Source organism: Streptomyces sp. NPDC031554 (assembly GCF_055580685.1).
The window spans coordinates 360,048-384,766 of record NZ_JBVIKX010000005.1; the positions used below are offsets into that span (position 1 = coordinate 360,048).

Consider the following 24,719-nt stretch of genomic DNA (forward strand, 5'->3'; position numbering starts at 1 on the left):
TCTCACCGGTACTCCGACAGCCTGCGGCCGATGCCGAGGACCGCGCCCGCCGCCGCCAGGACGGCGAGGACGGCCGCGCCCGGCGGCAGCCCGCCCATCGCGTCCAGGCCGTCGCCGGCCGCCTGCCGGAACTCGTGCCGCTCGTGGTCGAGCGCGCTCGCCAGGCTGGCGTCGACGCCGTCGAAGCACTCGCCGGTCGCGCCCTTCGCGCCGATCACCAGGGCCAGCGCCTGCTCGTAGTTGCCGTTGTCGTCCTGGGCGCGGGCCGCGGTGTGGCGCTTTCGCCACTCCGCCATGGCGCTCTCCGCCGTCGCCACCGGTTTCCCGCCCGCCGGGTCGTCGGCGAGTCCCGCCGCCGCCGCGAGGCCCTTGCCGAGGGCGGCCATCTCCTCGGTGAAGTCGTGGTCGTAGGCGTCGACCGTCGTGTCGCCGGCCTTCACGGTCTCGGCGCCGCGGGCCACCAGGGTGAGGTTCTCGTTGCCGCGCGCCTTCAGCGAGGCGATGCGGGCGTCGTGCAGGACGTTGAGGGAACGGACGCCGTGTTCGTAGGAGTCGTTCAGCTGCGCGCGGGCCACGCTGTGGCCGACGACCAGCCACAGCAGCACGACGGCGGACGCCGCGGACGCCGCGACCATGCCGTGGTTCAGCACCCGGTTCGTACGGCGGTAGTCGCGGTGCTGCGCCCAGGCGAGGGCGGCCAGCGCGAGGACGCCGAGGGCGATCGCCGCCCACGGGTAGGGCTTCGCCGCCGCGTAGTCGTCCTCGAGGCGCTGGTTCTCCCTCTCGTACAGGTCCTCGGCGGCCGGGAGCATCTCGTCCTGCATCTTCTGGTTGGCGTAGCGCAGGTACGCGCCGCCCACCGGGAAGCCCTGCCGGTTGTAGGTGCGGGCGCGCTCGACGAGGCCCTTGTACTCCGGGAGCAGCGTGTTGAGCTTCGTGATCGCCGCGGTGGAGGGGGAACCGGCGTCCGCGTTGTTCGCCGCGGTGACGAGCTTCGCGGCGGCCGTGTCGATGTCGTCCTCGTAGCGCTCGCGCGACGCGGCGCTCTCCTGACCGCCCGCCAGGAAGCCGCCGGCCGCCGCCGTGTTGGCGTCGGCGAGCGAACGGTAGATGTCCGCCGCGGCCGAGCTGAGCGGCTGGCTCTTGTGCAGCACGTCGTCGGCGGCGGCCGCGCGGTCGCTCGTCTGCCAGGCGGTGACGGCGCCGAAGGCGACGACGAGGAGGGCGAGGACGGCGCCGATGGCACGGAGCCTGCCCGGCTCGGTGGTCGCGGCGGAGCGCAACCGGTCGACGCCCTCGGCGAACGCCGTCCGGCGGCCGGGCGGCGCCGCCGTGCCGGTTGTCGGCGTATGTGCCACGTTCCCTGACCTCCCCCATGGTCAACCGTCGGCGCCAGTATCGCCGTTCGGCGCGGTGCCGCGCACCGGGCTCCGCCGGATCCCGGTCGGATCGCGGCCGCCCGGCCCGTCGGTGAACACGTCGTGGACGGATGTTCGGTTCCGGGCCGGGGCCGACGGGGCGGGCACGGGGCACCCGCGGCCGGTCGCGCGCTTCCCCGCGCCTCCGGGCGCCGATGCCCGCGCCCCGGGGCGCCGGGCCTCGCGCCCCGGGGGCCGAGGGCCACGTGGCGGGCGGTCACGCGGGTGTGGGGCGGCCGGGGCCGCCTGCCGCGGACCGCCCCCGTCCAGGCCGGTCCCCGTCCAGGCCGGTCCCCGTCCAGGCCGGTCCCCGTCCAGGTCAGCCCTCGAAGTGGGTGCGCAGCCTCGCCCGCGCGGCGGGACCCGCCCGCAGTCTGTCCAGGCCCAGCAGCGCGGCTCCCAGCACCGGGCGTTCCCGCACCACCCTCGGGACCGCCCTCGGCGCTCTGGCGGCCAGCAGTTCGCCGATGCCGTCGTCGAGCCGGCGGTGGCCCGCCGTGAGGACCCCGCCGCCCAGCAGCACCGGGGTCTCCTCCGCCAGGAGGTCCAGGTGGGCCAGGGCGACCGCGGCCATGCCGGCGACCTCCGCCGCCAGACGGTCGACGACCGCGCGCGCCACCGCGTCACCGCCGGAGGCCGTCGCGAAGAGGACCGGGGTCAGCTCGTGGCGGCGGGCGCCGGGGACGCGCTCCAGGTGGAGGGACTCGACGAGGGCGTACGTCGTGGGGAGGCCGAAGTGGGCCGGGAGGGTGTGCGCCAGGGCGGTGGCGGGCCCCCGGCCGTCCTCGGCCCGGACCGCGTGCCACAGGGCCTCCTCCGCGAGGTCCCACCCGCCGCCCCAGTCCCCGGAGATCCGGCCGAGCGCCGGGAAGCGGGCGGTGCGGCCGTCGGGGCGCATGCCGACGCAGTTGATGCCCGCGCCGCACACGACGGCCACGCCCCGCGGCTCGGCGACGCCCGCCCGCAGGATCGCGAAGGTGTCGTTGCGGACCTCGACGGACCCGCCCCAGGCCCGCTCGCGCAGCGCCGCCGCCAGCCGCTCCTCCTCGACGGGCAGGTCGGCATGGGCGAGGCAGGCCGAGACGTGGGTCACCGAGGTGACGCCCGCGGCGGCGTACGCGCGCGTGACGGTGTCCGCGAGGGCGTCCACGGCGGGTCCCACGCCCACCGCGGGCGGCCGGAAGCCGCCGCCGCGGGCCGTGGCGAGCACCTCCCCGTCGGCCGCCACGACCGCCACGTCGGTCTTGCTGTTGCCCGCGTCGACGGCGAGGACGCTCGCGGTCAGGCCCACGCGAGGTGCTCCCGGTTGTGGGCGACGAGCGCGTCGGTCAGCGTCTCGGCGTACGCGTACTGGCCGATCAGGGGATGGGCGAGCAGGGCCCGGAAGACACGGTCGCGGCCGCCGCGCAGCGCCGCGTCCAGGGCGAGGTCCTCGTAGGCGGCGACGGCCGCCGTCAGGCCCGCGTACAGCGGGTCCAGCGGCGCCACCGGCAGCGGGGAGGCGCCCTCGGGGCCGACCGCCGCCTGGACCTCGATCACCGCGTCGTCGGGCAGGAAGGGCAGCGTGCCGTCGTTGCGGGTGTTCACCACCTGGCAGGGGCTGCCGGAGCCGGTGAGCAGCGCGGCGGCCAGGTCCACGGCCGCGTCGGAGTAGTGGGCGCCGCCCCGCTTCGCGAGCAGCGCCGGCTTCTCGTCCAGCGCCGGATCGCCGTACATCTCCAGCAGCTCCCGCTCCATGGCGGCCACCTCTGCGGCCCGCGAGGGCCTGGTGCGCAGTTCCCGGACGACCTCGTCGTGGGCGTAGTAGTAGCGCAGGTAGTACGACGGGACCACGCCGAGCCGGTCCAGCAGGGGGCGCGGCAGGCGCAGGTCGGCGGCGATCGCGTCCCCGTGACCGGTCAGCAGCGCGGGCAGGACGTCCTCGCCCGCGGGGCCGCCGAGGCGCACCCCCGTCTCCCAGGTGAGGTGGTTGAGGCCCACGTGGTCCAGGTGGACCTCGGACGCGGCGACCCCCAGCAGGCCGGCGAACCTGCGCCGGAGCCCGATGGCCACGTTGCACAGTCCGACCGCCCGGTGCCCGGCCCGCAGCAGGGCGCGGGTGACGATGCCGACCGGGTTGGTGAAGTCGATGATCCAGGCGCGGGGGTTGGCGCGGCGGACCCGGTCGGCGATGTCGAGGACCACCGGGACCGTGCGCAGCGCCTTGGCCAGGCCGCCGGCGCCGGTCGTCTCCTGGCCGACGCAGCCGCACTCCAGGGGCCAGGTCTCGTCCTGTCCGCGGGCGGTCTGGCCGCCGACGCGGAGCTGGAGCAGGACCGCGTCGGCGCCGTCGACGCCCGCGTCAAGGTCGGAGGTGGTGACGATGCGGCCGGGGTGGCCCTGCCGGGCGAAGATGCGCCGGGCGAGTCCGCCGACCGGCTCCAGCCGCCCGGCGGCCGGGTCGACGAGGACCAGTTCCTCGACCGGCAGGGTGTCCCGCAGGCGGGCGAAGCCGTCGATCAGTTCGGGTGTGTAGGTCGAGCCTCCGCCGACCACGGTGAGTTTCACGTCCGGGCTAACCCTTCGTTCCGGCCGGGGTGACGCCCGCGGCGCACGCTGCGGGCGGGGCGGATGCTGCGGGAGGGGCGGATGCGGCGGGCGGGGCGAGGGCCGCCTTCCCGACCGCTTCGGGGATGTGCACGGACACGACGGGACCTCCCGGGGAAGGGCGGACGAGCGGACGGACGGGCGACGAGGACGACGGCGGCGGGCACGGGGCGGCGGCGGCGGGCACGGGGCGGCGGTCAGCGCGAGGTGTCGAACACGTCGTCGCGGGTGGCCGCCAGCGCGCTCTCCAGGGCGCCGCGCAGCACCGGGCGTTCGGTGACGCCGCCGACGACGAGCTTCGGCCGGGACGCGGCCAGTTCCTCCAGCTCGGCCTGGACGAGGGCGCGCAGCACCTCGCCGCCGGCGGTCAGACAGGCGCCGCCGAGGACGACGAGCCCGGGGTCGAGGACGGAGACGAGGGAGGCGAGACCGGTCGCGAGCCGGGTGGCGTAGGCGCCCAGCAGCTCCCGCAGCGGGCCGTCCGGCGCGGCGGCGGCCCGGGCGACGAGGGCGGCGGCGGCCTCGGCGTGCGGACCCCGGGGGATGCCGGTGACGCCCAGTTCGCGGGCCAGCTCCGCCAGGGCCCGGGCGCCGGCGAGTGCCTGGTAGCCGCCGCTGTTGGCCCGGGTGACCTGCCGGACCAGGGGCACGCCCGGCACGGGCAGGAAGCCGACCTCGCCCGCGCCGCCGGTCCGGCCGCGGTGCAGCCGGCCGCCCAGGACGAGGGCGGCGCCGAGACCCTCCTCGTTCCACAGCAGCACGAAGTCCTCGTGCCCGCGGGCCGCGCCGAGCCGCTGTTCGGCCACGGCCACCAGGTTGACGTCGTTCTCGTACTCCACCGGCATCGGCAGGGCCGCCGCCAGCTCGTCGAGCAGCGCGGGGGCGTGCCAGCCCGGCAGGTGGGAGGCGTAGCGCAGCCGGCCGGTGGTGGGGTCGAAGGCGCCCGGCGTGGCGACGACCAGCCGCCGCACGTCGTCCCGGGTGAGCCCGGCGGCCTTCACCGCGCCGTCCAGCGCCTCGGTGACCCGCCCCACGACGGCCCCCGCGCCCCTTCCGCCCGGCGTGGGCACCTCGTACGTCCCCAGCGTGCGGCCGGTGATGTCGGCGACGGCGGCCAGCACGCGCCCGGGCGTGACGTCGAGGCCGGCGGCGTGACCGGCGGCCGGGTTCACTCCGTACAGCCGGGCGCCGGGTCCCGGCCGCCCCCGCGTGGTGCCGGTGGCCAGCACCAGCCCCGCCGCCTCCAGACGGGCCAGGAGCTGGGAGGCGGTCGGCTTGGACAGCCCGGTGAGCCCGCCGATCCGGGTGCGCGACAGCGGACCGTGGGCCAGCATCAGGTCCAGGGCGGCGCGGTCGTTCATGGCGCGCAGCACGCGCGGCGTGCCCGGCGTTCCGGCGGTTCCTGCCACGGGATTCGCACCTGCCTCTCCCGGCCACAGGCTTCCCGGTGACCCCGGAGGGAAGCCCGCCGGGGACCCGGCGCCCCTCACGTCCGTCACTGTCAGGAAGGTTTCCTGTCCGATGCGGGGAAGGTAGGCCCGGTGTCGCGGGGCGTCAAGGGGGCGGGGCGCGCGACGGGGAGCCGAGGGCCGGGAGGGCGGGGCGGGGCGCACGGACGCCCGCCCCTTCGACGGGACGGGCGTCGCGGAACCCGTGCTACTTCGCCGCCCCCGGCGGCGTCAGGGGGGTCAGCGGGGAGGCGGCCGCCGCCTGGGGGGAGGCCGGGTTGGAGTACACCGACGGGGCGGCGACGGCGGCCGTCGGGTCGTTGTCCGGGTCCTGCTCCGGCGGGACCGTGGCGCCGCCGACGATGCGGATGTCCGCCGCGTCGAACGCGCGCTTGATCCGCCAGCGCAGCTCGCGCTCGACGGTCAGGGACTTGCCGGGCATCGTCTTCGCGGAGACGCGGACCACCATCGAGTCGATCAGGACGCTGTCCAGGCCGAGCACCTCGATCGGGCTCCACAGGAGCTCGTTCCAGGGCTCCTCCTTGTTCATCTTCTCGGCGACCTCGACGAGGACGCCCCTGACGCGGTCCAGGTCCTCGGACGCCTTGACCGTGACGTCCACCCCGGCCGTCGCCCAGCCCTGCGAGAGGTTGCCGATCCGCTTGACCTCGCCGTTGCGGACGTACCAGATCTCGCCGCCGTCGCCGCGCAGCTTGGTCACGCGCAGGCCCACCTCGATGACCTCGCCGGAGGCGACGCCCGCGTCGATCTGGTCACCGACGCCGTACTGGTCCTCCAGGATCATGAACACGCCGGACAGGAAGTCCGTGACCAGGTTGCGGGCGCCGAAACCGATGGCGACGCCCGCGACACCGGCGGACGCCAGCAGCGGGGCCAGGTCGATCTCGAAGGCGCCGAGGACCATCAGGGCCGCCGTGCCGAGGATGAGGAAACTCGCCACCGACCGCAGCACCGAGCCGATCGCCTGCGACCGCTGCCGGCGCCGCTCGACGTTGACCAGCAGGCCGCCCAGTCCCGTGCCGTCGCCCGCCTGGACCGTGCGGTTCATCCGGTCGATGAGCTTGGTGATGGCCCGCCGCACCACCATGCGCAGCACCGCGGCGATCACCAGGATCAGCAGCACCCGCAGGCCGATCGCGAGCCAGGTCGACCAGTTCTCCTCGACCCAGCTGGCGGCGTTCGTCGCGCCCTCCTGGGCGTCCTGCAGACTCGGGACGATCACGGAGGTCGGCGACTCCGAGGGAGCCGGCGACGGCGACGGACCGGCGGCCCTCAGGACGGCGGACAAGGACACGGCAGGTACCTCCAGGTGCGGCGCTGCTCCCTCCGGCGGGGTGGTCAAGGTGGTCCAGGTCACGAAAAGGTCACCGGCGGGGCAGGAACACCACACTAACGGGGCACGGTGTGTGCCCCGGCGGGATGTCCGGAGGAGAGCCCGTGTCCACCCGCGCTTGAACAGGTCGGGGCGCGGGGGATGTGTGCGGGTGTGGTCGAAAACACTCCCGGCCCGTTACCGGGACATGGTGGCGCGCCCACCAGGCAAGAGGGGAGACTGACCTCAGATCGTCCCGGCGCGAGCCACGCGCCGCCGACGCCCAAGGAGGCATCCGTGCCGCATGTCCTGGTCCTGAACGCGTCGTACGAGCCCCTCGGCGTCGTACCGCTCCGCCGCGCGCTCGTCCTCGTCCTGGAGAACAAGGCCGTCTCCCTCGAGGAATCCGGCGCCTTCCTGCACAGCGCGACCGTCACAGTCCCCGCACCCAGCGTGGTCCGGCTCAAGCGATTCGTCCGGGTTCCCTACCGGGGGCCCGTTCCCCTCACCCGCCGGGCGCTCTTCGCCCGCGACGGGGGCCGGTGCATGTACTGCGGTGGCGTCGCAACCAGCGTCGACCACGTCATCCCGCGCAGCCGCGGGGGCAAGCACGTCTGGGACAACGTCGTGGCGTCCTGCCGGCGCTGCAACCACGTCAAGGCCGACCGCCACCTCGTCGAGATCGGCTGGCGGCTGCGGCACAAACCCGCCCCGCCCACCGGGCTGGCCTGGCGCATCATCGGGACCGGCCATCGGGACCCGCGCTGGCTGCCGTACCTGCAGCCGTACGGCGCGGACGACGCCCTGGCCCGGATCGACGGCATCTCCGCCTGACCGGTCCGGGCCTTCGCGTGCCCCGTGGCGCCGACACGCCACGGGGCCCCGCGGGACGGGCCCGCGCCGGTCAGCGGGGCGCGGCCTCCCGGCGGGCCCCGCGCGCCGCGAACAGGGCCGTGCCCAGCACGAACACCGCGCCGGCCGCGGCCCACGACCACGGCCGACCGCCCGGCTGCACCGGCCAGGCCCACACCGTGACCGCCCGCCCGGTCACGCCGGCCGACGCCGGGATCACCGCGCCGACGTAGCCGAGGACCGGCAGCCAGCTCAGGCGGGCGCCCAGCACCACCGCCGCGGCGGCCGCGATGCCGGTGCAGCCCAGCAGGCCGCGGACCAGGGGAGCGGGACCGAAGGCCGGGCCGGCGCCGAGCGCGGTGAGCGCCGGCAGCGCGGCCGCGCAGGCGGTCGGGCCGAGCAGGTGGGCCAGCCGGCGGGGCCACCAGGGGCGTGCCGCCGTCCGGTCCAGCTCGTCGAAGGGGGTCGACAGGCTCACGCCGATCACCGCGGCGGCCAGCGCCGGGACCACGGCGGCCAGGGCCCTCATCCGCGCCGGATCGGCGGCGGCGCCCGTCCGCGACGCCACCCACCCGGCGAGAACGACCACCGCGACCACCACGGCCACCACGGCCGGCGCCCGGGGCAGACCACGGGAACGGGCGTACAGCAGGGCTCCGGTCACAGCGCGGGCACCCCGTCCGGATCGCAGTCGCCCGCCGTGGCGAAGTACCGCGTCAGCCAGGCGCGGCGCTCGTCCGCGGCCATCGACGCGAGGCGCGCCCGGGCGGCCCGCCGCTCGCGCAGCCCGGTACGGGCGGCCTCGTCGCCGTGGGCGTCCAGCGCGTCGAAGTGCTCCTGCGACGGCTTCGGCGCGAGGAGGTTCTCCACGGCGTCGTCCGCGCGGCTCACCCGCGGGTCCGCGGGCCCCGCGCAGTCGCCGCGGCCCTGGAGCGCCACCACGGCCTCCCACGCGTACTGCTCCGGATCGGTCAGCGCGCCCCGCACGAAGGAGTGGCCCATCGGCGTCAGCAGGGGCAGCTCCACCTCCCCGGGGCGGGGCGCCCCCGGCCGGTCCTCGAAGCGGACCGGCAGGTCGCGTACGCCCTCCAGCCGGCCGGTGACGCCCGAGAGAGCGGCTTCGACCTGCGGCAACAGCTCGCCGTAGCGGGCGTTCACACAGATCTGCGGGGTGGTCGAGGTGCCACAGACCTGGCGGTCGCCGACCGGATCGGTGTGCCACAGTCCGGCACCGCCCTGCACCAGCAGCGCGCCCGCCGCCGTCGCCGCCGCGAGCGGCAGCAGGGCCGTGGACCGGCGCCGCGCCGCGTACGCCAGGACGGCGGCCGCCGCGAGGCCGGCCGTCCACACCGCCGCCGCCACGGGCTGCCACACCACCGGGACCAGGCCCTCCGGGGCGGGGAGCGCCGGGTTCAGGAAGCGGCCGGCGCCGGCGTCCGCCCGCGACGCCAGGCCCAGCGCGGCACAACCGCCCACCGCCAGCAGCGGCGCCGTCGGCCGCCGGGGGACCAGCCGCCCCACCACCTGACCGGCCACCGCGGCGGCCGCCACCGCCACCGCGTCCGCCGGCAGCGACCAGGGACCCGGCCCGTCCCCCCGGGAGTACGGCCAGGTCGCCAGCAGTGCCCCGGCCGCCGCGGTCACGTACCCGGCCGTCGTCCAGCCGGCCACCGGCAGCGCCGACACGAGGAACCGCGCCAGCGGTCCGCGCGCGGCCGTCCCCCAGAGCTCCTCCGTACGGCGCCGGCGCTCCCGCCCGCCCTGCAGACAGCCCGCCGCCGCGGCCAGCGGCAGGACGACCAGCAGGAGGCCGTGCAGTTCGGCGCGGGTCTCGGCCCAGCCGCCCTGCCAGCGGTCCGCCCCCGCGGCCAGCAGCCCGGCGACCGTCACGAGGACCGCCAGTCCCGCCCAGGGGGCGAACCCGCGCAGCGCCTCGGCGCGCAACGGGTGCACGCGGACCGGCGCGCGCCCCGGTGCCGTGACCGTGCGGCTCATCGCGCCGCCCCTTCCCGGGGGACGGGGCGGGCGCGGTGGGCCCGCAGTGCCGCCGTGTAGCCGCGCTCGATCGGGTTGTCGCCGGTTCCGCCGCCGGTGCCGTCCCCGCCCAGCGCGCTCAGCGCCCCGGGGGTGCCGCGGTAGGCGACCCGGCCCGCGTCGAGCAGGGTGACCTCGGTGCAGGCGGCGGCCACGTCCTCCACCAGGTGCGTCGAGACGATCACCGTGGCGGAGGCGCCCAGTGCGCGCAGCAGCGCCCGGAACTCCATCCGCTGCTCGGGGTCCAGGCCCGCCGTGGGCTCGTCCAGGAGCAGCACGTCGGGGTCGTTGACGAGGGCCTGCGCGATGCCGGCCCGGCGGACCATGCCACCGGACAGCGTCCGCATCCTGGCGTCGGCCCGGTCGCCGAGACCGACCCGTTCGACGGCCCTCTCGACGGCGGCCGGCACGTCGGCGACGGGCAGCTCCTTCAGCCAGGCCACGTACGCGACGAACTCGCGGACCGTGAAGCCCGGGTAGTACCCGAACTCCTGCGGCAGGTAGCCCAGCCGGCGGCGGACCGTGCCGCGCCGCCCGGCCTCGCCGACGTCCTCGCCGAGGATCTCCACCCGCCCCCCGGCGGGCGGCGCGACCGTGGCCAGCACCCGGATCAGCGAGGTCTTCCCGGCGCCGTTCGGCCCGAGCAGGCCGTGCACCCCCCGGCCCAGGGTGAGGTCCACCCCGTCGAGGGCGACGGTCCGGCGGTGCCGGACGCGCAGTCCGGTCACTCGTATCGTGCTCAAAGGATCTCCATCGGACGGACGGACGGGCAGGGAGGTGCCGGTCGGTGGGAGGGCGGGAGGCCGGGGCATGGGCCTGCGTGGGCCGGTGCGGCCGGTCGGTGTGCGGACGTGCGTGGGCCGGTGCGGCCGGTGTGCGGACCTGGGCCCGGGTGGCCGGCCGGTGTGCGGGCGTGGGCCGGGCGGGCCGGCCGGTGTGCGGACGCGGGTCAGGGCGTCCGGTCGTAGACGGAGCGGCGGGCGGCCAGCGCGGCGGCGGAGAGCACCGCCGCGGCCGCCCACGCGCCCTGGGCGAGGGCGCCGCCGAGGACGACGGTGAGCTGTTCGGCCAGCCGGGCCAGCGGCGCGCCGGACGGTGCGGCCAGCGCCGGTGCGAGCACCGCGCACAGCCAGCCCCCGCCGGTCACCGCCGCGCCGGGCCGGGAACCGACGTACCCGGCCAGGGCCAGCGAGGCCAGCGTCAGCGCGAGCCCCGGCAGCAGCCAGGCCGCCGCGCCCGGCGCGCCCGAGCCGGGCAGCAGCAGCCCGGCCAGCGTCAGCAGTGGCACGCTGACCAGCAGCACGGCGGCCGTCCGGGTCAGCAGCAGCCGCAGCCCGCCGGCGGGCGAGGCCGCGGCGATCTCGTGCACCGGGTCGGCGTGCGGCCCGTACGACAGGGCCACCCCGAGGACCGGCACGACCGGCGCGAGGGCCAGCAGCAACGGCCGCGCCCCGTCCACCCCGGCCCCGTACGCCAACGCCACCGCCCCCAGCGCCACGACCACCACGGCGACGGACCAGGCCCCCCGCACGGCCGGGCCCGCCGCCCACAGGACGCGGGCCAGGCGGGGGACGCGGTCCGGCGCGGGTCCGGCGCCCGCCGTCCGGCGGGGGGAGCCGCCGGCGGAGTGCCCGGCGGAGCGGCCGGCGGTGCGCGACGACCACAGGCGGGCGCGGGGGAAGGGGCCGGCGTGGGCGGGCCGCACGGGAGCGGCGGGCTCCGGCCGGGTGCCGGCGGGGCGCGGCGCGCGCGCGGGGACCTCGGCGGGCCCCGTCCGCGCGGGGCTCGAGACCTCTCGGAGCACAGCCCTCCGCACCTGCCCCAGGACGGCGCCCGCGGCGCCCTCCCGTACCGCGCGGGACACGCGGGCCGCGCAGGCCGCGCAGTGCTCCAGGTGTTTCTCCAGGGACCAGGCGTCGGACTCCGGGAGGGAGCCGTCGGCGTAGCGGGCGGCCAGGGCGTCGGTCGTGTGCCGTCGGGTGGGGTTCATACCGGGCCTCCCGCCGGAGTCGGGTGCAAGCGGGCCAGCGCCGCGCGCAGTTCGGCACGGGCGCGCATGGCGCGGGTCTTGACGGTGCCTTCGGGGATGCCGAGCAGCCGGGCGGCCTCGCGGGTGGTGAGCCCGTCGACGACGGTCGCGCGCAGCACCTCCCGCAGTTCGGGCGGGATCCGTTCGAGGGCGGTGCCGACGTCGCCGAACTCCAGCCCCGCCAGGACCCGATCCTCCGCGGACGGCAGGGCCGCCGCCGGTGCCCGCTCCACCCGCTCGGTGTCCATCGGCGCCGTCTCGATCCGCGCGGAGCGCTCCTGCGCCCGCCGCGCGTCGACCAGCCGCCGGGCGGCGATGGTCCACAGCCAGCCGCCGGCCTCCCCGCCGCCGTGTCCGGCCGCCGACCGCCACACGGTCACGAACGTGTCCTGCACCACCTCCCTCACCACCTCGGGATCGGCGCAGCGCCGGGTGAGCCGCGCGTGCAGCCAGCCGGCGTGCCGGTCGTACAGGGTGGCCAGGGCGTGGGCGTCCCCGTCGGCGACGGACCGCAGCAGCGCCGCGTCCGTATCGCCCTCACCGTGGCCCCTCATGGGGCGGAACAGTCTCACGTCCTGTCTGTCGGCCGGTCCGGCGCCGACGGTTCACGCCGGGACCCGGACGGCGCACGGTATGCCGCGATCGCTCCGCTTCGAGGAGAATGTCAGGGTGGGGAATGTGGCGAGATGCGTGTCGTCCGGTACGGGGACGTCTGTCACCGCGCCCGCTGGGTAGGGCTTTTGCGGTAACCCGCGAACACCGCCGGACACCGTCGGGCACCGCCCGGCACCGTCGGGCACCGCCCGGCACCGCCCCGCACCGTCCGACGCGGTCGAGCGCCGTACGACGACGCCGCACACCCGTACGGCGGCGCCGTCCCGAACAAGGAGGCCACATGGTCGCACCGGCACACCGACTGCTCCCGGACCGCTCCCGTCATCCGGCGGTGCCGTCCGCCCGTACCGAGGAACCCGACCTGTACGCGTGCGGCGCGGAGAGCGCCCGGACCGAGGCCCCGCTGACCAGCGAACCCCCGCTGCCCGACGCCGAGCCCCTCACCAGCGAGCCGCCGCTCGCCGCCGCGGACCCCGACGTCACGAGGCCGTAGATGACCGCGCCCCGGCCGGCCGCACCCGCTCCCCCCGACGAGGACCTCACCCGTCTCGCCGCCCTGTACGGGGTGGCGACCTCCTACCACCCCTCCCCGGACCGCACGGTCACCGCCTCCGCCGCCGCCGTCACCCGCGCCCTGGCCGCCCTCGGCGTGGACGCGGGCACCCCGGAGGCGGCCCGCGCCGCGCTGGCCGACCGGGAACGCGAACGGGACGAGCGGCTGCTGCCGCCCACCGTGGTCCACTGGAGCGACGGTCCCGAGCCGGACGCCCTCGCCGTCCTTCCCGAAGGCACCCGCCTGCTGATCGAGACCGAGCAGGGCGAGACCCGCACCTCCTTCGGCCCGCTCCCGCCGGGCGTCCACACGATGACCGCGACCGCGCCCGACGGCCGCGGCGCCCGCGCCCACCTGGTCGTGGCCCCGCCCCGGCTGCCCGCGCCCGCCGGCCGCTCCCACGGTCTCCTCGTCCAGCTCTACTCCCTGCTGTCCGACCGCTCCTGGGGCATGGGCGACCTCGGGGACCTCGCCGAGCTGGCCGACTGGGCCGGGCGGACGCTCGGCGCCGGATTCGTGCAGGTCAACCCGTTGCACGCGGCTGTCCCCGGCGCCCCCACCGATCCCTCCCCGTACCGGCCCTCCTCGCGCCGCTTCCCCGATCCGGTGCACCTGCGGGTCGAGGGCGTCCCCGAGTTCGCGTACGCCGCCGGCCCCGAGCGGCTCAGGGAGCTGCGGGAGCGGGCCGCGCGGCTGCGGGAGAGCGTCCTCGACAAGGGGGCGCTGATCGACCGGGACGCCGTGTGGGAGCTGAAGCGGGAGGCGCTGGAGCAGATCGCCGCCGTGCCGCTCGGGCCGGGCCGGCGCGCCGCCTACTGCGACTTCCTCGCCCGCGAGGGGCAGGCCCTGGAGGACCACGCCACCTGGTGCGCGCTGGCCGAGGTGCACGGCTCCGACTGGCACCGGTGGCCGCGCGGGCTGCGCGACCCGCGCTCCGCCGAGACCGCCCGGGCCCGGCGGGAGCTGATGGAGCGCGTCGACCTCCACTCCCGTCTCGCCTGGCTCACCGACGCCCAGCTCACCGCCGCCCAGCGCACCGCGCGCGAGGCCGGCATGCCCCTCGGGATCGTGCACGACCTCGCGGTCGGCGTGCACCCCGGCGGCGCCGACGCCTGGGCCCAGCAGGACCACCTCGCGGCCGGCATGTCGGTCGGCGCGCCCCCGGACGCCTTCAACGCCCGCGGCCAGGACTGGGGCCTGCCCCCCTGGCGCCCCGACCGCCTCGCCGAGTCCGGCTACGCCCCCTACCGCCGCCTCCTGCGCGCCCTCTTCCGCTACGCCGGCGCCCTGCGCGTCGACCACGTGATGGGGCTGTTCCGGCTGTGGTGGGTCCCCCAGGGCGAGCCGCCCACCGAGGGCACCTACGTCCGCTACGACGCCGAGGCCATGCTCGCCGTGCTGGTCCTGGAGGCCTCCCGGGCCGGCGCGGTGGTGATCGGCGAGGACCTCGGCACCGTGGAGCCCGGCGTGCGCGAGTCCCTGCGCGAACGCGGGGTGCTCGGCACCTCCGTCCTGTGGTTCGAACGTGACTGGGAGGGCGACGGCCGCCCGCTGCCCCCCGACCGGTGGCGCGCCGACTGCCTGGCCACCGCCACCACCCACGACCTGCCCTCCACCGCCGCCCGCCTCACCGGCGAGCACGTCGAACTCCGCCACCGGCTCGACCTGTCGACCCGCCCGCTGGAGGAGGAACGCGCGGAGGCCGCCGCCGACACCGGCGAGTGGCTCGACCTGCTGTCCCGGCTCGACCTGCTCCAGGGCACCGGCGGGGGCGGCGACACCTCCTCGGAGGAGGCCGAGATCCAGGCCGTCCACCGGTTCCTGCTGCGCACCCCCGCCCGCATGATCGGCGTCTGGCTCCCGGACGCCGTCGGCGACCGCCGCCCGCAGAACCTCCCCGGCACCTGGGACCAGTACCCGAACTGGCGGCTGCCGATCGCGGACGCCGACGGCCGGCCGGTCACGCTGGAGGAGCTGTCGGCGTCCCCGCGCCTGCACGCGCTGATGGAGGTGCTGCGGGAGGAGCCCGACGGGTGAGGGCCCCGCGCGGCGCGGGGCGGCCGGGACGCGCGGGGCGGGGCGGCCGGGACGCGCGGGGCGGGGCGGCCGGGACGCGCGGGGCGGGGCGGCCGGGACGCGCGGGGCGCGCGCCGCCTCATACGGCACCCCGGACGCGCGCGCCCCGACCCCGTTCGCTAACTTGGCACCGTGGACAAGAAGAACGCCCTGCGCGCCGGCGCCCTGGCTGCCGGTACGACGCTGATGATGCTGCTCATGTCGTCCCCCGCGCTCGCGCTGACCCGCGACGACGGCGACGACCCCGGTCAGGGCCTCAGCGTCATCGAGACGCTCGGCCTCTACGTGCTGGCTCCGCTCGCCCTGTTCGCGATCATCACCGGCCTGGTGTGGGTGCTGGACCGGTCCAAGGACCGCGGCGACACCACCAGCTCCAACATCACCGTGAAGGGCGACGCCAAGGCTGCCAAGGCCGGCTGACCCTTCCCGGTACACCTCTCGAGGGCGCCGTCCCCGCCGTCCGTACGCGCACACCGCCGTACGACGCCGGAGACGGCGCCCTCGCGCGTCGTACGGCCGCCGCGGGCGCGGGCGCCGGCCGCGACACCGCCGGCCGCGACACCGGCGGCCGGTGCCCGCCGTCCCGCGCCTACCGTTCCGTCGCGAGCAGCAGTTCCCTCAGCAGGTCGGCCAGCAGGCCGGCCCGTCCGGCGTCCAGGGCCGCGGTCAGGGCCTCCGTCTGGACGGCGAGCCCCGCGCCCACCGCCTCCTCCACCACGGCCAGGCCCTGGTCGGTGAGGGTCACCCGCAGTCCCCGGCGGTCGTGCGGATCGGGGGAGCGCCGCAGGAGGCCGGCCCGTTCCAGTTTGTCGAGGCGGCCGGTCATGCCGCCGGTGGTGAGCATCAGCGTCGCCGACAGCTGGCGGGGCGAGAGGGCGTACGGCTCTCCGGAGCGGCGCAGGGTGGCCAGCACGTCGAACTCGCCGCGTGAGATCCCGAGGCCCGCGTAGGCCTTCTCCATCCGGTCGCCCATCGCGCGGGCGAGCCGGGAGACGCGGCCGAAGACCTCCATGGCGGTGGTGTCGAGGTCGGGCCGTTCGGCCGCCCACTGCTCGACGATCGCGTCGACCGGATCCCCGCGCCGCGCAGGACGCTCGCGCCGGGCCGGCTCCGTGGGCGGTGCCGGGTCCGTGGGCCGGGCCGGGTCCGTGGGCCGGGCCGGGTCCTTGGGCTGTGCGCTCATACGGGGAGTATCCGCCCGGGTCCGGTCGGCCGCAAGAAAGTAGCTTGACGGCAAGTTGCTTAGGGCTAAGCTAATTACCGCCAAGCCGTTTCTCCGAGAGGGGTGCCGGTCATGAACCGGGCCGCGACCGTCCTGCTCACCGCCCTCGCCCCCGTCTCCTGGGGCACCACCTACGCCGTCACCACCGAGTTCCTGCCGGCCGACCGCCCGCTGTTCACCTCCCTCGTGCGCGCCCTGCCCGCGGGGCTGCTGCTGCTCGCCCTCGTCCGGGTGCTGCCCCGCGGCGTCTGGTGGGGCAGGGCGACGGTGCTCGGCATCCTCAACATCGGCGCGTTCTTCCCGCTCCTGTTCCTCGCCGCGTACCGGATGCCGGGCGGCATGGCGGCCGTCGTCGGCTCGGCCGGACCGCTGTTCGTCATCGGGTTCTCGGCGCTGCTGCTCGGGCGCCGGCCCGCCGCCCGCACCCTGCTGACCGGGGTCGTCGCCGTGTTCGGGGTCAGCCTGGTCGTGCTGAGGGCGACCGGTGGGCCGGACGCGGTCGGGCTGTCGGCGGCGGTCGCCTCCACCGCCTCGATGGCGGCCGGTCTCGTCCTGGCCAAGAGGTGGGGCAGCCCCGAGGGGGCGGGCCCGTTGGCGCTCGCCGGCTGGCAGCTGACCATCGGCGGCCTGCTGATCGCGCCCCTCGCCCTCCTGGTGGAGGGCGCCCCGCCCGCCCTGGACGCCCCGGCCGTCGGCGGCTACCTCTACCTGTCGCTGGCGGGCACGGCGGTCGCGTACTGGCTGTGGTTCCGCGGGATCGGCCGGCTCGCCGCCACCCAGGTCACCTTCCTCGCGCCGCTCTCCCCGCTGACGGCGGCCGTGGTCGGCTGGGCGTTCCTCGGCGAGGCGCTGACCCCGGTGCAACTGGCCGGCATGGCACTGGCGTTCGGCGCGACGGTGGCCGGACAGCTCGGCCCGCGCCGTACCGCGACCGCCGTGACCGCCGTGACCGCCGTGACCGCCGTGACCGCGGTGAGCGCCTCCGCGACCGCCACCACCGTCCCCGCCGGCACGGACACGGACACGGCCACCGCCGCTACCACCGCCGCCGCCGCTACCACCGCCACCGCCGTCGGCGCGGCCCGCGCGGAAAGCGCCTCGCGGGCACCGGGGAAGGTCGTCGCCCGAGGCGGTGCCGCCGTGGAAGGATGACGCAACCGACACATCACGAGGAGATGACCGCGTGCCTGGCACAAACCTGACTCGCGAAGAGGCGCAGCAGCGGGCGAAGCTGCTCACCGTTGACTCGTACGAGATCGATCTCGACCTGTCCGGCGCGCAGGAGGGCGGGACCTACCGGTCCGTGACCACGGTGCGCTTCGACGTCGCGGAGGAGGGCGCCGCGTCCTTCATCGACCTGGTGGCACCGGCCGTCCACGAGGTGACGCTCAACGGGGACGGGCTCGACCCGGCCGAGGTGTTCGCCGACTCCAGGATCGCCCTGCCCGGCCTGCTGCCCGGCCGCAACGTCCTGCGCGTCGTCGCCGACTGCGCCTACACCAACACCGGTGAGGGACTGCACCGGTTCGTCGACCCGGTCGACGAGCAGGCCTACCTCTACACGCAGTTCGAGGTGCCGGACGCCCGCCGCGTCTTCGCCTCGTTCGAGCAGCCCGACCTCAAGGCGACCTTCCGGTTCACGGTGAAGGCGCCGAGCGGCTGGACCGTCATCTCCAACTCGCCCACGCCCGAGCCCAAGGACGACCTCTGGGCGTTCGAGCCGACCCCGCGGATCTCCACGTACGTCACCGCGCTGATCGTCGGCCCGTACCACTCCGTGCACAGCGTGTACGAGAAGGACGGCCGGAGCGTGCCCCTCGGCATCTACTGCCGGCCCTCGCTCGCCGAGTTCCTCGACTCGGACGCGATCTTCGAGGTCACCCGGCAGGGCTTCGACTGGTTCCAGGAGAAGTTCGACTACGCCTACCCGTTCAAGAAGTACGACCAGCTCTTCGTGCCCGAGTTCAACGCGGGCGCGATGGAGAACGCGGGCGCGGTCACCATCCGCGACCAGTACGTCTTCCGCTCCAAGGTGACGGACGCCGCGTACGAGCTGCGGGCCGAGACGATCCTGCACGAGCTGGCCCACATGTGGTTCGGCGACCTCGTCACCATGGAGTGGTGGAACGACCTCTGGCTGAACGAGTCGTTCGCCACCTACACCTCCATCGCCTGCCAGGCGTACGCCCCGGACAGCCGGTGGCCGCACTCCTGGACGACGTTCGCCAACTCCATGAAGACCTGGGCGTACCGGCAGGACCAGCTGCCGTCGACCCACCCGATCATGGCCGAGATCCGCGACCTGGACGACGTCCTCGTCAACTTCGACGGCATCACCTACGCCAAGGGCGCCAGCGTCCTGAAGCAGCTCGTGGCCTACGTCGGCACGGACGCGTTCTTCGCGGGCGTCCAGGCCTACTTCAAGCGGCACGCGTTCGGCAACACCCGGCTGTCCGACCTGCTGGGCGCGCTGGAGGAGACCTCCGGCCGCGACCTGGGCACCTGGTCGCAGAAGTGGCTGCAGACCGCCGGCATCAACGTCCTGCGCCCCGAGCTCGAGACCGACGCCGACGGCGTCATCACCTCCTTCGCCGTCCGCCAGGAGGCCCCCGCCCTGCCCGCCGGAGCCAAGGGCGAGCCGATCCTGCGGCCGCACCGCATCGCCGTCGGCCTGTACGACCTGGACCGTTCGGAAGGCGGGAGCGGCAAGCTGGTGCGCGTCGAGCGCGTCGAGCTGGACGTGGACGGCGAGCTGACCGCCGTACCGCAGCTGGCCGGCCGGCGCCGGCCGGACGTCGTGCTGCTCAACGACGACGACCTGTCCTACGCCAAGGTCCGCCTCGACGAGCGGTCCCTGGCGTTCGTCACCGAGCACCTCGGCGACTTCGAGGCGTCCCTGCCGCGCGCCCTGTGCTGGGCGTCCGCCTGGGACATGACGCGCGACGCCGAACTGCCCACCCGCGACTACCTGTCGCTGGTGCTGTCCGGCATCGGCAAGGAGTCCGACATCGGTGTCGTGCAGTCCCTGCACCGTCAGGTCAAGCTCGCCCTCGACCTGTACGCCGACCCGGCCGCCCGCGAGACGCTGCTGACCCGCTGGACCGACGCCACGCTGGCGCACCTGCGGACCGCGGAGGCGGGCGGCGACCACCAGCTGGCGTGGGCGCGCGCGTTCGCGGCCACCGCCCGCACGCCGGAGCAGCTGGACCTGCTGGAGGCGCTGCTGGAGGGCACGCAGACGATCGAGGGCCTCGCCGTCGACACCGAGCTGCGCTGGACGTTCGTGGAGCGCCTCGCGGCGGTCGGCCGGTTCGACGAGGCGGAGATCGCCGGCGAGTACGAGCGCGACAGGACCGCGGCCGGCGAGCGGCACGCGGCGACCGCCCGCGCCGCCCGCCCGACGGCGGAGGCCAAGGCGGAGGCGTGGGCCTCGGTCGTCGAGTCCGACAAGCTGCCCAACGCCGTCCAGGAGGCCGTGATCGGCGGCTTCGTGCAGACCGACCAGCGCGAGCTGCTGGCGCCGTACACGGACCGGTACTTCGACGTCGTCAAGGACATCTGGGACTCCCGTTCGCACGAGATCGCCCAGCAGATCGTGACCGGCCTCTACCCGGCCGTCCAGGTCTCGGAGGAGACCCTGCGCAAGACCGACGCCTGGCTGACCTCGGCCGAGCCGAACGCGGCCCTGCGCCGTCTCGTCTCCGAGGCCCGCTCGGGCGTGGAGCGCGCCCTGCGGGCCCAGGCGGCGGACGCGAGCTAGGGTCCTGGCGGTCCGTCGTCCCTACGGGGCCGTACGGTGGTGAGGGGCGCCCGGTGTCCGCCGGGCGCCCTTCGCCGTCCCGGGGGCGGGACTACAGCCGCGGGGGCAGTCCGAAGGCCGGGAAGAGGTGCGGCTCGAAGCACGTGATCTCCACGATCCGGCCGTCCTCGACCCGCAGCACGTCGAGGGACTGGGCGCGGTACACGTTCGTACCCGGCCGGCGGAGGTAACTCCCGGCCGCGGGCTGCCCGTTGGCGCGGGCGGGCAGGTACCTCCGGTGGCCCGGGAAGGCGGCGGAGGCCGGGTCCGGGCCCGGCCGCAGGAAGGCCAGGACGGCGTCCCGGCCCCGGCACCAGTACGGGTCCGGCGGCGCCGTCAGCAGTACGTCGTCGGCGAGCAGCCCGTCCCACGCCGCCGGATCGAGCGCCTCCCCGGCGGCCATGTACCTGCTGAGCAGGGCGGCCTCGCGCTCGGCCGGCTCCCGCGTACGCCCGCCCGGCAGCAGGTCGCGCAGGGCCGGCCGGGCCCGTTGCAGCGCGCCGTCGACCGAGACCGGCGCCAGGTCGAGCGTCTCGGCGGTCTCCCCGAGGCTCAGCCCGAGCACGTCCCGCAGGACCAGCGCGGCCCGCTGCCGGGGCGGAAGGTGCTGCAGCGCCACCACCAGGGGCAGCTCCAGGCTCCCGTACGCGCCCGCCCCGTCGCCGTCGCCGTCCCCGTCCCGGGGAGCCTCCGGCAGTTCGTCGTCCGGGAAGGGCTGCAGCCAGGTGACCCGCGCGGGCGGCTCGCCGGCGCGGCGGCCCGCGCCGGGCGGCGGCGCGTAGGCGTGGGGGCGGCGCGCGGTGCGGCGCAGCAGGTCCAGGCAGGCGTCGGTGGCGATCTGGTGCAGCCAGGTCCGTACGCTCGCCCCGGCCGGGAAGGTGTCCCGGGCCCGCCGGGCCCGCAGGAAGGTCTCCCGGACGAGGTCCTCGGCGTCGTCGTGGGAGCCGGTCATGCGGTAGCAGTGGACCAGCAGCGCGCGGCGGTGCGTCTCGGCGAGCGCGGCGAAACCGGCCGCGGGCAGGGCGAGCCCGTGCCGGCCGTCGTCCGGTTCGCCCCGGTCCCCGTCCCGCTCCCCGTCGTCGGCCGCCGCCATGGCCCGCGCCGTCCCGGCCACCCGCCGCAGCCGGTCCACGGCGGCCGTCAGCTCCGTCACCCCCGCGTACAGCGCGGCCGGCTCCCCGGGCCCCAGCTCCGCCGCCCCCCGCCCGATCTCGGCGATGAGCCCCTCGACGGTCACCGCGCCGCCGGGACGGGAGGACGGCGGCTCCCCGCGGCCGGGGCGGGACTCTGCGGCGGACGAGGCCACGACACCTCCTGAAAGTTGAGATCGTGACGACCGTACGCCGGATCACGACCTCCGCAGCCCTGGAAGGTGAGATGCGCGCGATGTCCCGTACCACGAAGGCAGCGCGACGTCCGGAACCCGCCGGTGGGACGCTCCGCGGCGGGTGAACCTGGACGGCATGACGACCACGACCCGGACCTTCACGGCCCGTCCCATCGCCCCCGGCGCGCTGGCGGAACTCCGCGCCGCCGACGACGCCGGGCGCCCCGCGGCCGCGTTCACCGACGACGAGGGCGGCGCCCCGCTGCGCTGCTGCCTGCGCCACAGCACACCGGGGGAGCGGATCGCCCTCGTCTCCTACGCGCCCCTGCGCCGCCGGGCCGCCGAGACGGGCACCGACCCCGGCGCGTACGACGAACAGGGCCCCGTCTTCGTCCACGCCGACCCGTGCCCGAGCCCGGACCGGGACGACGCGGCCCTGCCCTTCACGAACGCGCACCGCACGGTCCGCCGCTACTCCGCCGACGGCCGCATCCTCGGCGGCCGGCTCGTCGGGGACCCCTCGCCGGAGGCGTTCGAGCGGGCCCTGCGGGAAGCGTTCGACGACCCGGCCGTGGCGCTCGTCCACGTCCGGGCCGTCGAGTACGGCTGCTACCTCTACGAGGTGACCCGGGAGACGCCCGGGGAGAGGTGACCGCGCGGGCCACCGGGCACCGGCTAGCCCTTCAGCTCCGCGGCCACCAGTTCCGCGATCTGCACCGCGTTCAGGGCCGCGCCCTTGCGCAGGTTGTCGTTGGAGACGAACAGGGCGAGACCGTTGTCCACGGTCTCGTCCGCGCGGATGCGGCCCACGTACGACGGGTCCTTGCCGGCCGCCTGGAGCGGGGTCGGGATGTCGGTGAGGACGACGCCCTCGGCGTCCGCGAGCAGCTCGGTGGCGCGCTCGGCGCTGATCGGGCGCGCGAAACGGGCGTTGACCTGGAGGGAGTGGCCGGAGAACACCGGGACGCGCACGCAGGTGCCGGAGACCTTCAGCCCGGGGATCTCCAGGATCTTGCGGGACTCGTTGCGGAGCTTCTGCTCCTCGTCCGTCTCGTTCAGGCCGTCGTCCACGATCGAACCGGCCAGCGGGACGACGTTGAAGGCGATGGGCCGCCGGTAGACCTGCGGCGCCGGGAAGTCGACGGCCTCGCCGTCGTGGGCGAGCCGGTCGGCCTCGGCGACGACCTTCTGCGCCTGGCCGTGCAGCTCCGCGACGCCCGCGACACCGGAACCGGACACCGCCTGGTAGGTGGCGACGACCAGCGCCTCCAGGCCCGCCTCGGCGTGCAGCGGCTTGAGGACCGGCATCGCGGCCATCGTGGTGCAGTTCGGATTGGCGATGATGCCCTTGGGCCGGTTCGCGACCGCGTGCGGGTTCACCTCGGAGACGACCAGCGGCACGTCGGGGTCGCGGCGCCAGGCCGAGGAGTTGTCGATCACGACCGCGCCCTGCGAGGCGACCTTCTCGGCCAGCGCCTTCGAGGTCGCGCCACCGGCGGAGAACAGCACGATGTCGAGGCCGGAGTAGTCGGCGGTCGCCGCGTCCTCGACCGTCACGCCGTCCAGCTCGGTCCCCGCGGACCGGGCCGAGGCGAACAGGCGCAGCTCCGTGACGGGGAAGTTCCGCTCCTTGAGGATCCTGCGCATGACCGTGCCGACCTGACCGGTGGCTCCGACGATTCCGACCCTCACGGCGACTCCCTCTGTCTGTGCTTCTGCGTGCATGGTGCCTGGCCGAGGCCTTTCCATCATGCGGCCGACATGGGCCCGCCTGTCCAATCCTTTGACCGCCACGCTCGAGGAGTGGGACACCCCGCACCCCCGCACGGTTCCGGAACTTCCGTCCACACCCCCGCTGAGCTGGAGGAATTCGCCCCGCGCGGGCTCCCCGCCGCAAGCTGTGCCGCCCCGCGCGGCGGTGTGACGTACGCCTCCGGACGATTTCCCCGTGCCGCGCCGAACGTTTCCGCGCGCCGCGGCGTCGTAGGGGGGACACGGGGAGGGGAGGGGAGGGGTGGCGTGCTGCGCAGAACGGCCCGCCGCGGACCGGGGGAGGACACCGCGCACGGTGACCCGCTGGACGCGGCGCAGGAACGCCGGGTGCGGGCGGTGCTCGCGCTGGGCGGGGTACCGCAGGCGGACCTGCCGGACGGGGTGCAGCAGGTCCGTCTGCGCCTGCTGGAGCGGGCCGCCAAGGGGCAGGACGCCCCGCGGGACGTCTCGGCGTGGGCGGCCGTCGTCGCCTCCAACCTCGCCATGGACTGGCACCGGGCCAAGCGCCGCCAGGAACGCCTCGGGGAGCGGCTGGCGTCCCTGCGCCCGCCCGAGGACCCCTCCGGCGAGGACACCAGCGTGCTCTCCCTCGCCGTCGCGCAGGGCCTGGACGACCTGCCCGACGCCCAGCGTCAGGTGGTCGTCCTGCGTTTCTACGCCGACCTGCCGGTGCGCTCGATAGCCGAGGAGCTGGGCGTCCCGGAGGGCACGGTCAAGAGCCGGCTGCACACGGCGGTCCGGGCCCTGCGCGCCCGCCTGCACGAGGACGAGGTGGTGTGACGTGAGCGCCGGACACGAACCCGGGACCCACGACGACGGCCGTGAGGACCCCGGCAGCCGGTACGACGACGGCCCCGCCGGCGGCACGGACGACGCGACGGACGCCACGGACCCGCTGATGGCGGCCGCCCTGGGCGTGCCGCTGTCCGGGGAGGCGCGGACCGATCCCGCCCTCGTGGCCGCGCACCGCGCCGCGGCGGCCGACGTGGCGCTGCTGCGCGAGCAGCTCGGCGTCCTCGCCGAGGCCCTCACCCGGCCGCCGGCGGCGGAGCCCGCGCGGCGGCCGGCACCCGTCCCGCTCCGGCTGGCCCGCCGGCGCCTGAGGGCGGTCGGGCTGGCGGCGGCCGGGGCGCTGGTCGCCGGGAGCGGGTGGCTGCTCGTCCAGGTGAACGGGGGAGCGAGCGGCATCGCCTCCTCCGGCGCCGACGGGTCGGCCGCCGACGAGAAGGCCGCCGCGCCCGGCGCCGCCGGCGATCCCCTCGGCGACCCCGGCTATCTCGCCTGCGCCCGGCTGGTGGCCGAGGGCGACGTGACGGCCGTGGCCCCGGTGCGCGGCACCTCCCGCGAGCGGATCACCCTGCGCGTGACCCGCTCCTACAAGCCCGGGGCGACGGCCGGGCAGGAGGTCGGCTTCGTGGTGGAGCGGGACGTGGATCCGCTGGTCGCCGAGGGCGACCACGTCCTGGTGGGCTTCTCGCGGGGCTTTGCCGCCCCCGACGTGTGGGCCGTCGGAGAGGCCGAGATCGCCGCCGGACGCTCGGCGCTGGCCCGCGCGCTGCCCGAGGCGGACGGCACGGCCTGCGAATGAGGGAGGGGCGGGCGCCCGACCGGGCGCCCGCCCCCTTCGTCCGGCGGCTCAGGGGCTCACCGCACT

22 protein-coding genes are annotated in these 24,719 nt (G+C 76.3%); 9 read left to right on the forward strand and 13 right to left on the reverse strand.

Going from position 1 to position 24,719, the window contains the following annotated elements; genetic code table 11:
• Nucleotides 1-2 precede the first annotated feature (2 nt).
• The 5 genes from ACZ5FU_RS16365 to ACZ5FU_RS16385 all read right to left on the reverse strand — a co-directional run bounded on the left by ACZ5FU_RS16365 (nt 3) and on the right by ACZ5FU_RS16385 (nt 6,767).
• Nucleotides 3-1,358 carry a hypothetical protein gene (locus ACZ5FU_RS16365; RefSeq protein WP_469045474.1) on the reverse strand — a complete coding sequence of 452 codons (1,356 nt, stop codon included), beginning with the start codon at nt 1,356-1,358 and terminating at the stop codon, nt 3-5.
• Nucleotides 1,359-1,737: 379 nt separating this feature from the next.
• Nucleotides 1,738-2,709 (reverse strand): N-acetylglucosamine kinase, encoded by a 972-nt coding sequence (locus ACZ5FU_RS16370; protein WP_468643979.1) that lies wholly within the window; start codon nt 2,707-2,709, stop codon nt 1,738-1,740.
• Nucleotides 2,700-3,965 (reverse strand): 6-phospho-beta-glucosidase, encoded by a 1,266-nt coding sequence (locus ACZ5FU_RS16375; protein ID WP_451526689.1) that lies wholly within the window; start codon nt 3,963-3,965, stop codon nt 2,700-2,702. Before ACZ5FU_RS16375 ends, ACZ5FU_RS16370 begins: the two co-directional genes overlap by 10 nt.
• 236 nt (nt 3,966-4,201) lie before the next feature.
• Nucleotides 4,202-5,413, reverse strand: coding sequence for an ROK family transcriptional regulator (locus ACZ5FU_RS16380; RefSeq protein WP_451775851.1), 1,212 nt, complete (start codon nt 5,411-5,413; stop codon nt 4,202-4,204).
• Nucleotides 5,414-5,660: 247 nt separating this feature from the next.
• Nucleotides 5,661-6,767, reverse strand: a complete 1,107-nt coding sequence (locus ACZ5FU_RS16385; protein ID WP_451526691.1) for a mechanosensitive ion channel family protein — start codon at nt 6,765-6,767, stop codon at nt 5,661-5,663.
• A gap of 315 nt (nt 6,768-7,082) precedes the next feature.
• On the opposite strand from ACZ5FU_RS16385, the gene ACZ5FU_RS16390 reads away from it, so the two are divergent.
• Nucleotides 7,083-7,619, forward strand: a complete 537-nt coding sequence (locus ACZ5FU_RS16390) for an HNH endonuclease (RefSeq protein ID WP_067244152.1) — start codon at nt 7,083-7,085, stop codon at nt 7,617-7,619.
• 70 nt (nt 7,620-7,689) lie between these two features.
• Here ACZ5FU_RS16390 and ACZ5FU_RS16395 read toward each other — a convergent pair whose 3' ends face one another.
• The 5 genes from ACZ5FU_RS16395 to ACZ5FU_RS16415 all read right to left on the reverse strand — a co-directional run bounded on the left by ACZ5FU_RS16395 (nt 7,690) and on the right by ACZ5FU_RS16415 (nt 12,254).
• Nucleotides 7,690-8,301 (reverse strand): hypothetical protein, encoded by a 612-nt coding sequence (locus tag ACZ5FU_RS16395; RefSeq protein WP_451775849.1) that lies wholly within the window; start codon nt 8,299-8,301, stop codon nt 7,690-7,692.
• The gene (locus tag ACZ5FU_RS16400) at nt 8,298-9,632 is read right to left on the reverse strand and encodes a hypothetical protein (RefSeq protein ID WP_451526693.1); all 1,335 of its coding nucleotides are present in this window, start codon (nt 9,630-9,632) and stop codon (nt 8,298-8,300) included. Before ACZ5FU_RS16400 ends, ACZ5FU_RS16395 begins: the two co-directional genes overlap by 4 nt.
• On the reverse strand, nt 9,629-10,399 hold the full coding sequence (locus ACZ5FU_RS16405; protein ID WP_451776201.1) for an ABC transporter ATP-binding protein: 771 nt from the start codon (nt 10,397-10,399) through the stop codon (nt 9,629-9,631). The genes ACZ5FU_RS16400 and ACZ5FU_RS16405 overlap by 4 nt, the downstream gene beginning before the upstream one ends.
• A gap of 221 nt (nt 10,400-10,620) precedes the next feature.
• Nucleotides 10,621-11,661, reverse strand: a complete 1,041-nt coding sequence (locus ACZ5FU_RS16410) for a zf-HC2 domain-containing protein (protein ID WP_468643972.1) — start codon at nt 11,659-11,661, stop codon at nt 10,621-10,623.
• A complete protein-coding gene (locus ACZ5FU_RS16415) occupies nt 11,658-12,254 on the reverse strand; it encodes an RNA polymerase sigma factor (protein ID WP_451526695.1) in 597 nt (198 codons plus the stop codon). The genes ACZ5FU_RS16410 and ACZ5FU_RS16415 overlap by 4 nt, the downstream gene beginning before the upstream one ends.
• A gap of 341 nt (nt 12,255-12,595) precedes the next feature.
• Here ACZ5FU_RS16415 and ACZ5FU_RS16420 point away from each other — a divergent pair, with 341 nt between their 5' ends.
• The 3 genes from ACZ5FU_RS16420 (at nt 12,596) to ACZ5FU_RS16430 (ending at nt 15,364) form a co-directional block, all read left to right on the forward strand.
• The gene (locus ACZ5FU_RS16420; RefSeq protein WP_451775841.1) at nt 12,596-12,808 is read left to right on the forward strand and encodes a hypothetical protein; all 213 of its coding nucleotides are present in this window, start codon (nt 12,596-12,598) and stop codon (nt 12,806-12,808) included.
• Complete coding sequence (malQ, locus tag ACZ5FU_RS16425) at nt 12,809-14,905, forward strand: 4-alpha-glucanotransferase (RefSeq protein ID WP_468836236.1); 2,097 nt, start codon at nt 12,809-12,811, stop codon at nt 14,903-14,905. It abuts the gene before it with no gap.
• Between the two features lie 171 nt (nt 14,906-15,076).
• Nucleotides 15,077-15,364 carry a hypothetical protein gene (locus ACZ5FU_RS16430; RefSeq protein WP_451526698.1) on the forward strand — a complete coding sequence of 96 codons (288 nt, stop codon included), beginning with the start codon at nt 15,077-15,079 and terminating at the stop codon, nt 15,362-15,364.
• Between the two features lie 169 nt (nt 15,365-15,533).
• Here ACZ5FU_RS16430 and ACZ5FU_RS16435 read toward each other — a convergent pair whose 3' ends face one another.
• Nucleotides 15,534-16,127 carry a MarR family winged helix-turn-helix transcriptional regulator gene (locus ACZ5FU_RS16435; RefSeq protein ID WP_451526699.1) on the reverse strand — a complete coding sequence of 198 codons (594 nt, stop codon included), beginning with the start codon at nt 16,125-16,127 and terminating at the stop codon, nt 15,534-15,536.
• Between the two features lie 111 nt (nt 16,128-16,238).
• On the opposite strand from ACZ5FU_RS16435, the gene ACZ5FU_RS16440 reads away from it, so the two are divergent.
• Both ACZ5FU_RS16440 and pepN read left to right on the forward strand, forming a co-directional pair.
• Nucleotides 16,239-17,318, forward strand: coding sequence for an EamA family transporter (locus ACZ5FU_RS16440; protein WP_469045475.1), 1,080 nt, complete (start codon nt 16,239-16,241; stop codon nt 17,316-17,318).
• A gap of 31 nt (nt 17,319-17,349) precedes the next feature.
• Entirely contained in the window at nt 17,350-19,926 is a 2,577-nt protein-coding gene (gene pepN, locus ACZ5FU_RS16445; RefSeq protein ID WP_451526701.1) for an aminopeptidase N, read from the forward strand.
• A gap of 91 nt (nt 19,927-20,017) precedes the next feature.
• On the opposite strand, the gene ACZ5FU_RS16450 is transcribed toward pepN, so the two are convergent.
• A complete protein-coding gene (locus ACZ5FU_RS16450; protein ID WP_468643963.1) occupies nt 20,018-21,271 on the reverse strand; it encodes an RNA polymerase subunit sigma-70 in 1,254 nt (417 codons plus the stop codon).
• 157 nt (nt 21,272-21,428) lie between these two features.
• Between ACZ5FU_RS16450 and ACZ5FU_RS16455 the strand changes: the two genes are divergently transcribed.
• Nucleotides 21,429-21,944: a DUF1203 domain-containing protein gene (locus ACZ5FU_RS16455; RefSeq protein ID WP_468643961.1), complete on the forward strand. Its 516-nt coding sequence runs from the start codon at nt 21,429-21,431 to the stop codon at nt 21,942-21,944.
• A 23-nt stretch (nt 21,945-21,967) separates the two neighbouring features.
• Here the strand turns inward: ACZ5FU_RS16455 and ACZ5FU_RS16460 are convergent, their stop codons facing one another.
• Nucleotides 21,968-22,984: an aspartate-semialdehyde dehydrogenase gene (locus ACZ5FU_RS16460; RefSeq protein WP_451526704.1), complete on the reverse strand. Its 1,017-nt coding sequence runs from the start codon at nt 22,982-22,984 to the stop codon at nt 21,968-21,970.
• Between the two features lie 327 nt (nt 22,985-23,311).
• Between ACZ5FU_RS16460 and ACZ5FU_RS16465 the strand changes: the two genes are divergently transcribed.
• Complete coding sequence (locus ACZ5FU_RS16465) at nt 23,312-23,845, forward strand: RNA polymerase sigma factor (RefSeq protein WP_451526705.1); 534 nt, start codon at nt 23,312-23,314, stop codon at nt 23,843-23,845.
• Between the two features lies 1 nt (nt 23,846).
• Nucleotides 23,847-24,653: a hypothetical protein gene (locus tag ACZ5FU_RS16470; RefSeq protein WP_469045476.1), complete on the forward strand. Its 807-nt coding sequence runs from the start codon at nt 23,847-23,849 to the stop codon at nt 24,651-24,653.
• Nucleotides 24,654-24,719: the final 66 nt, after the last annotated feature.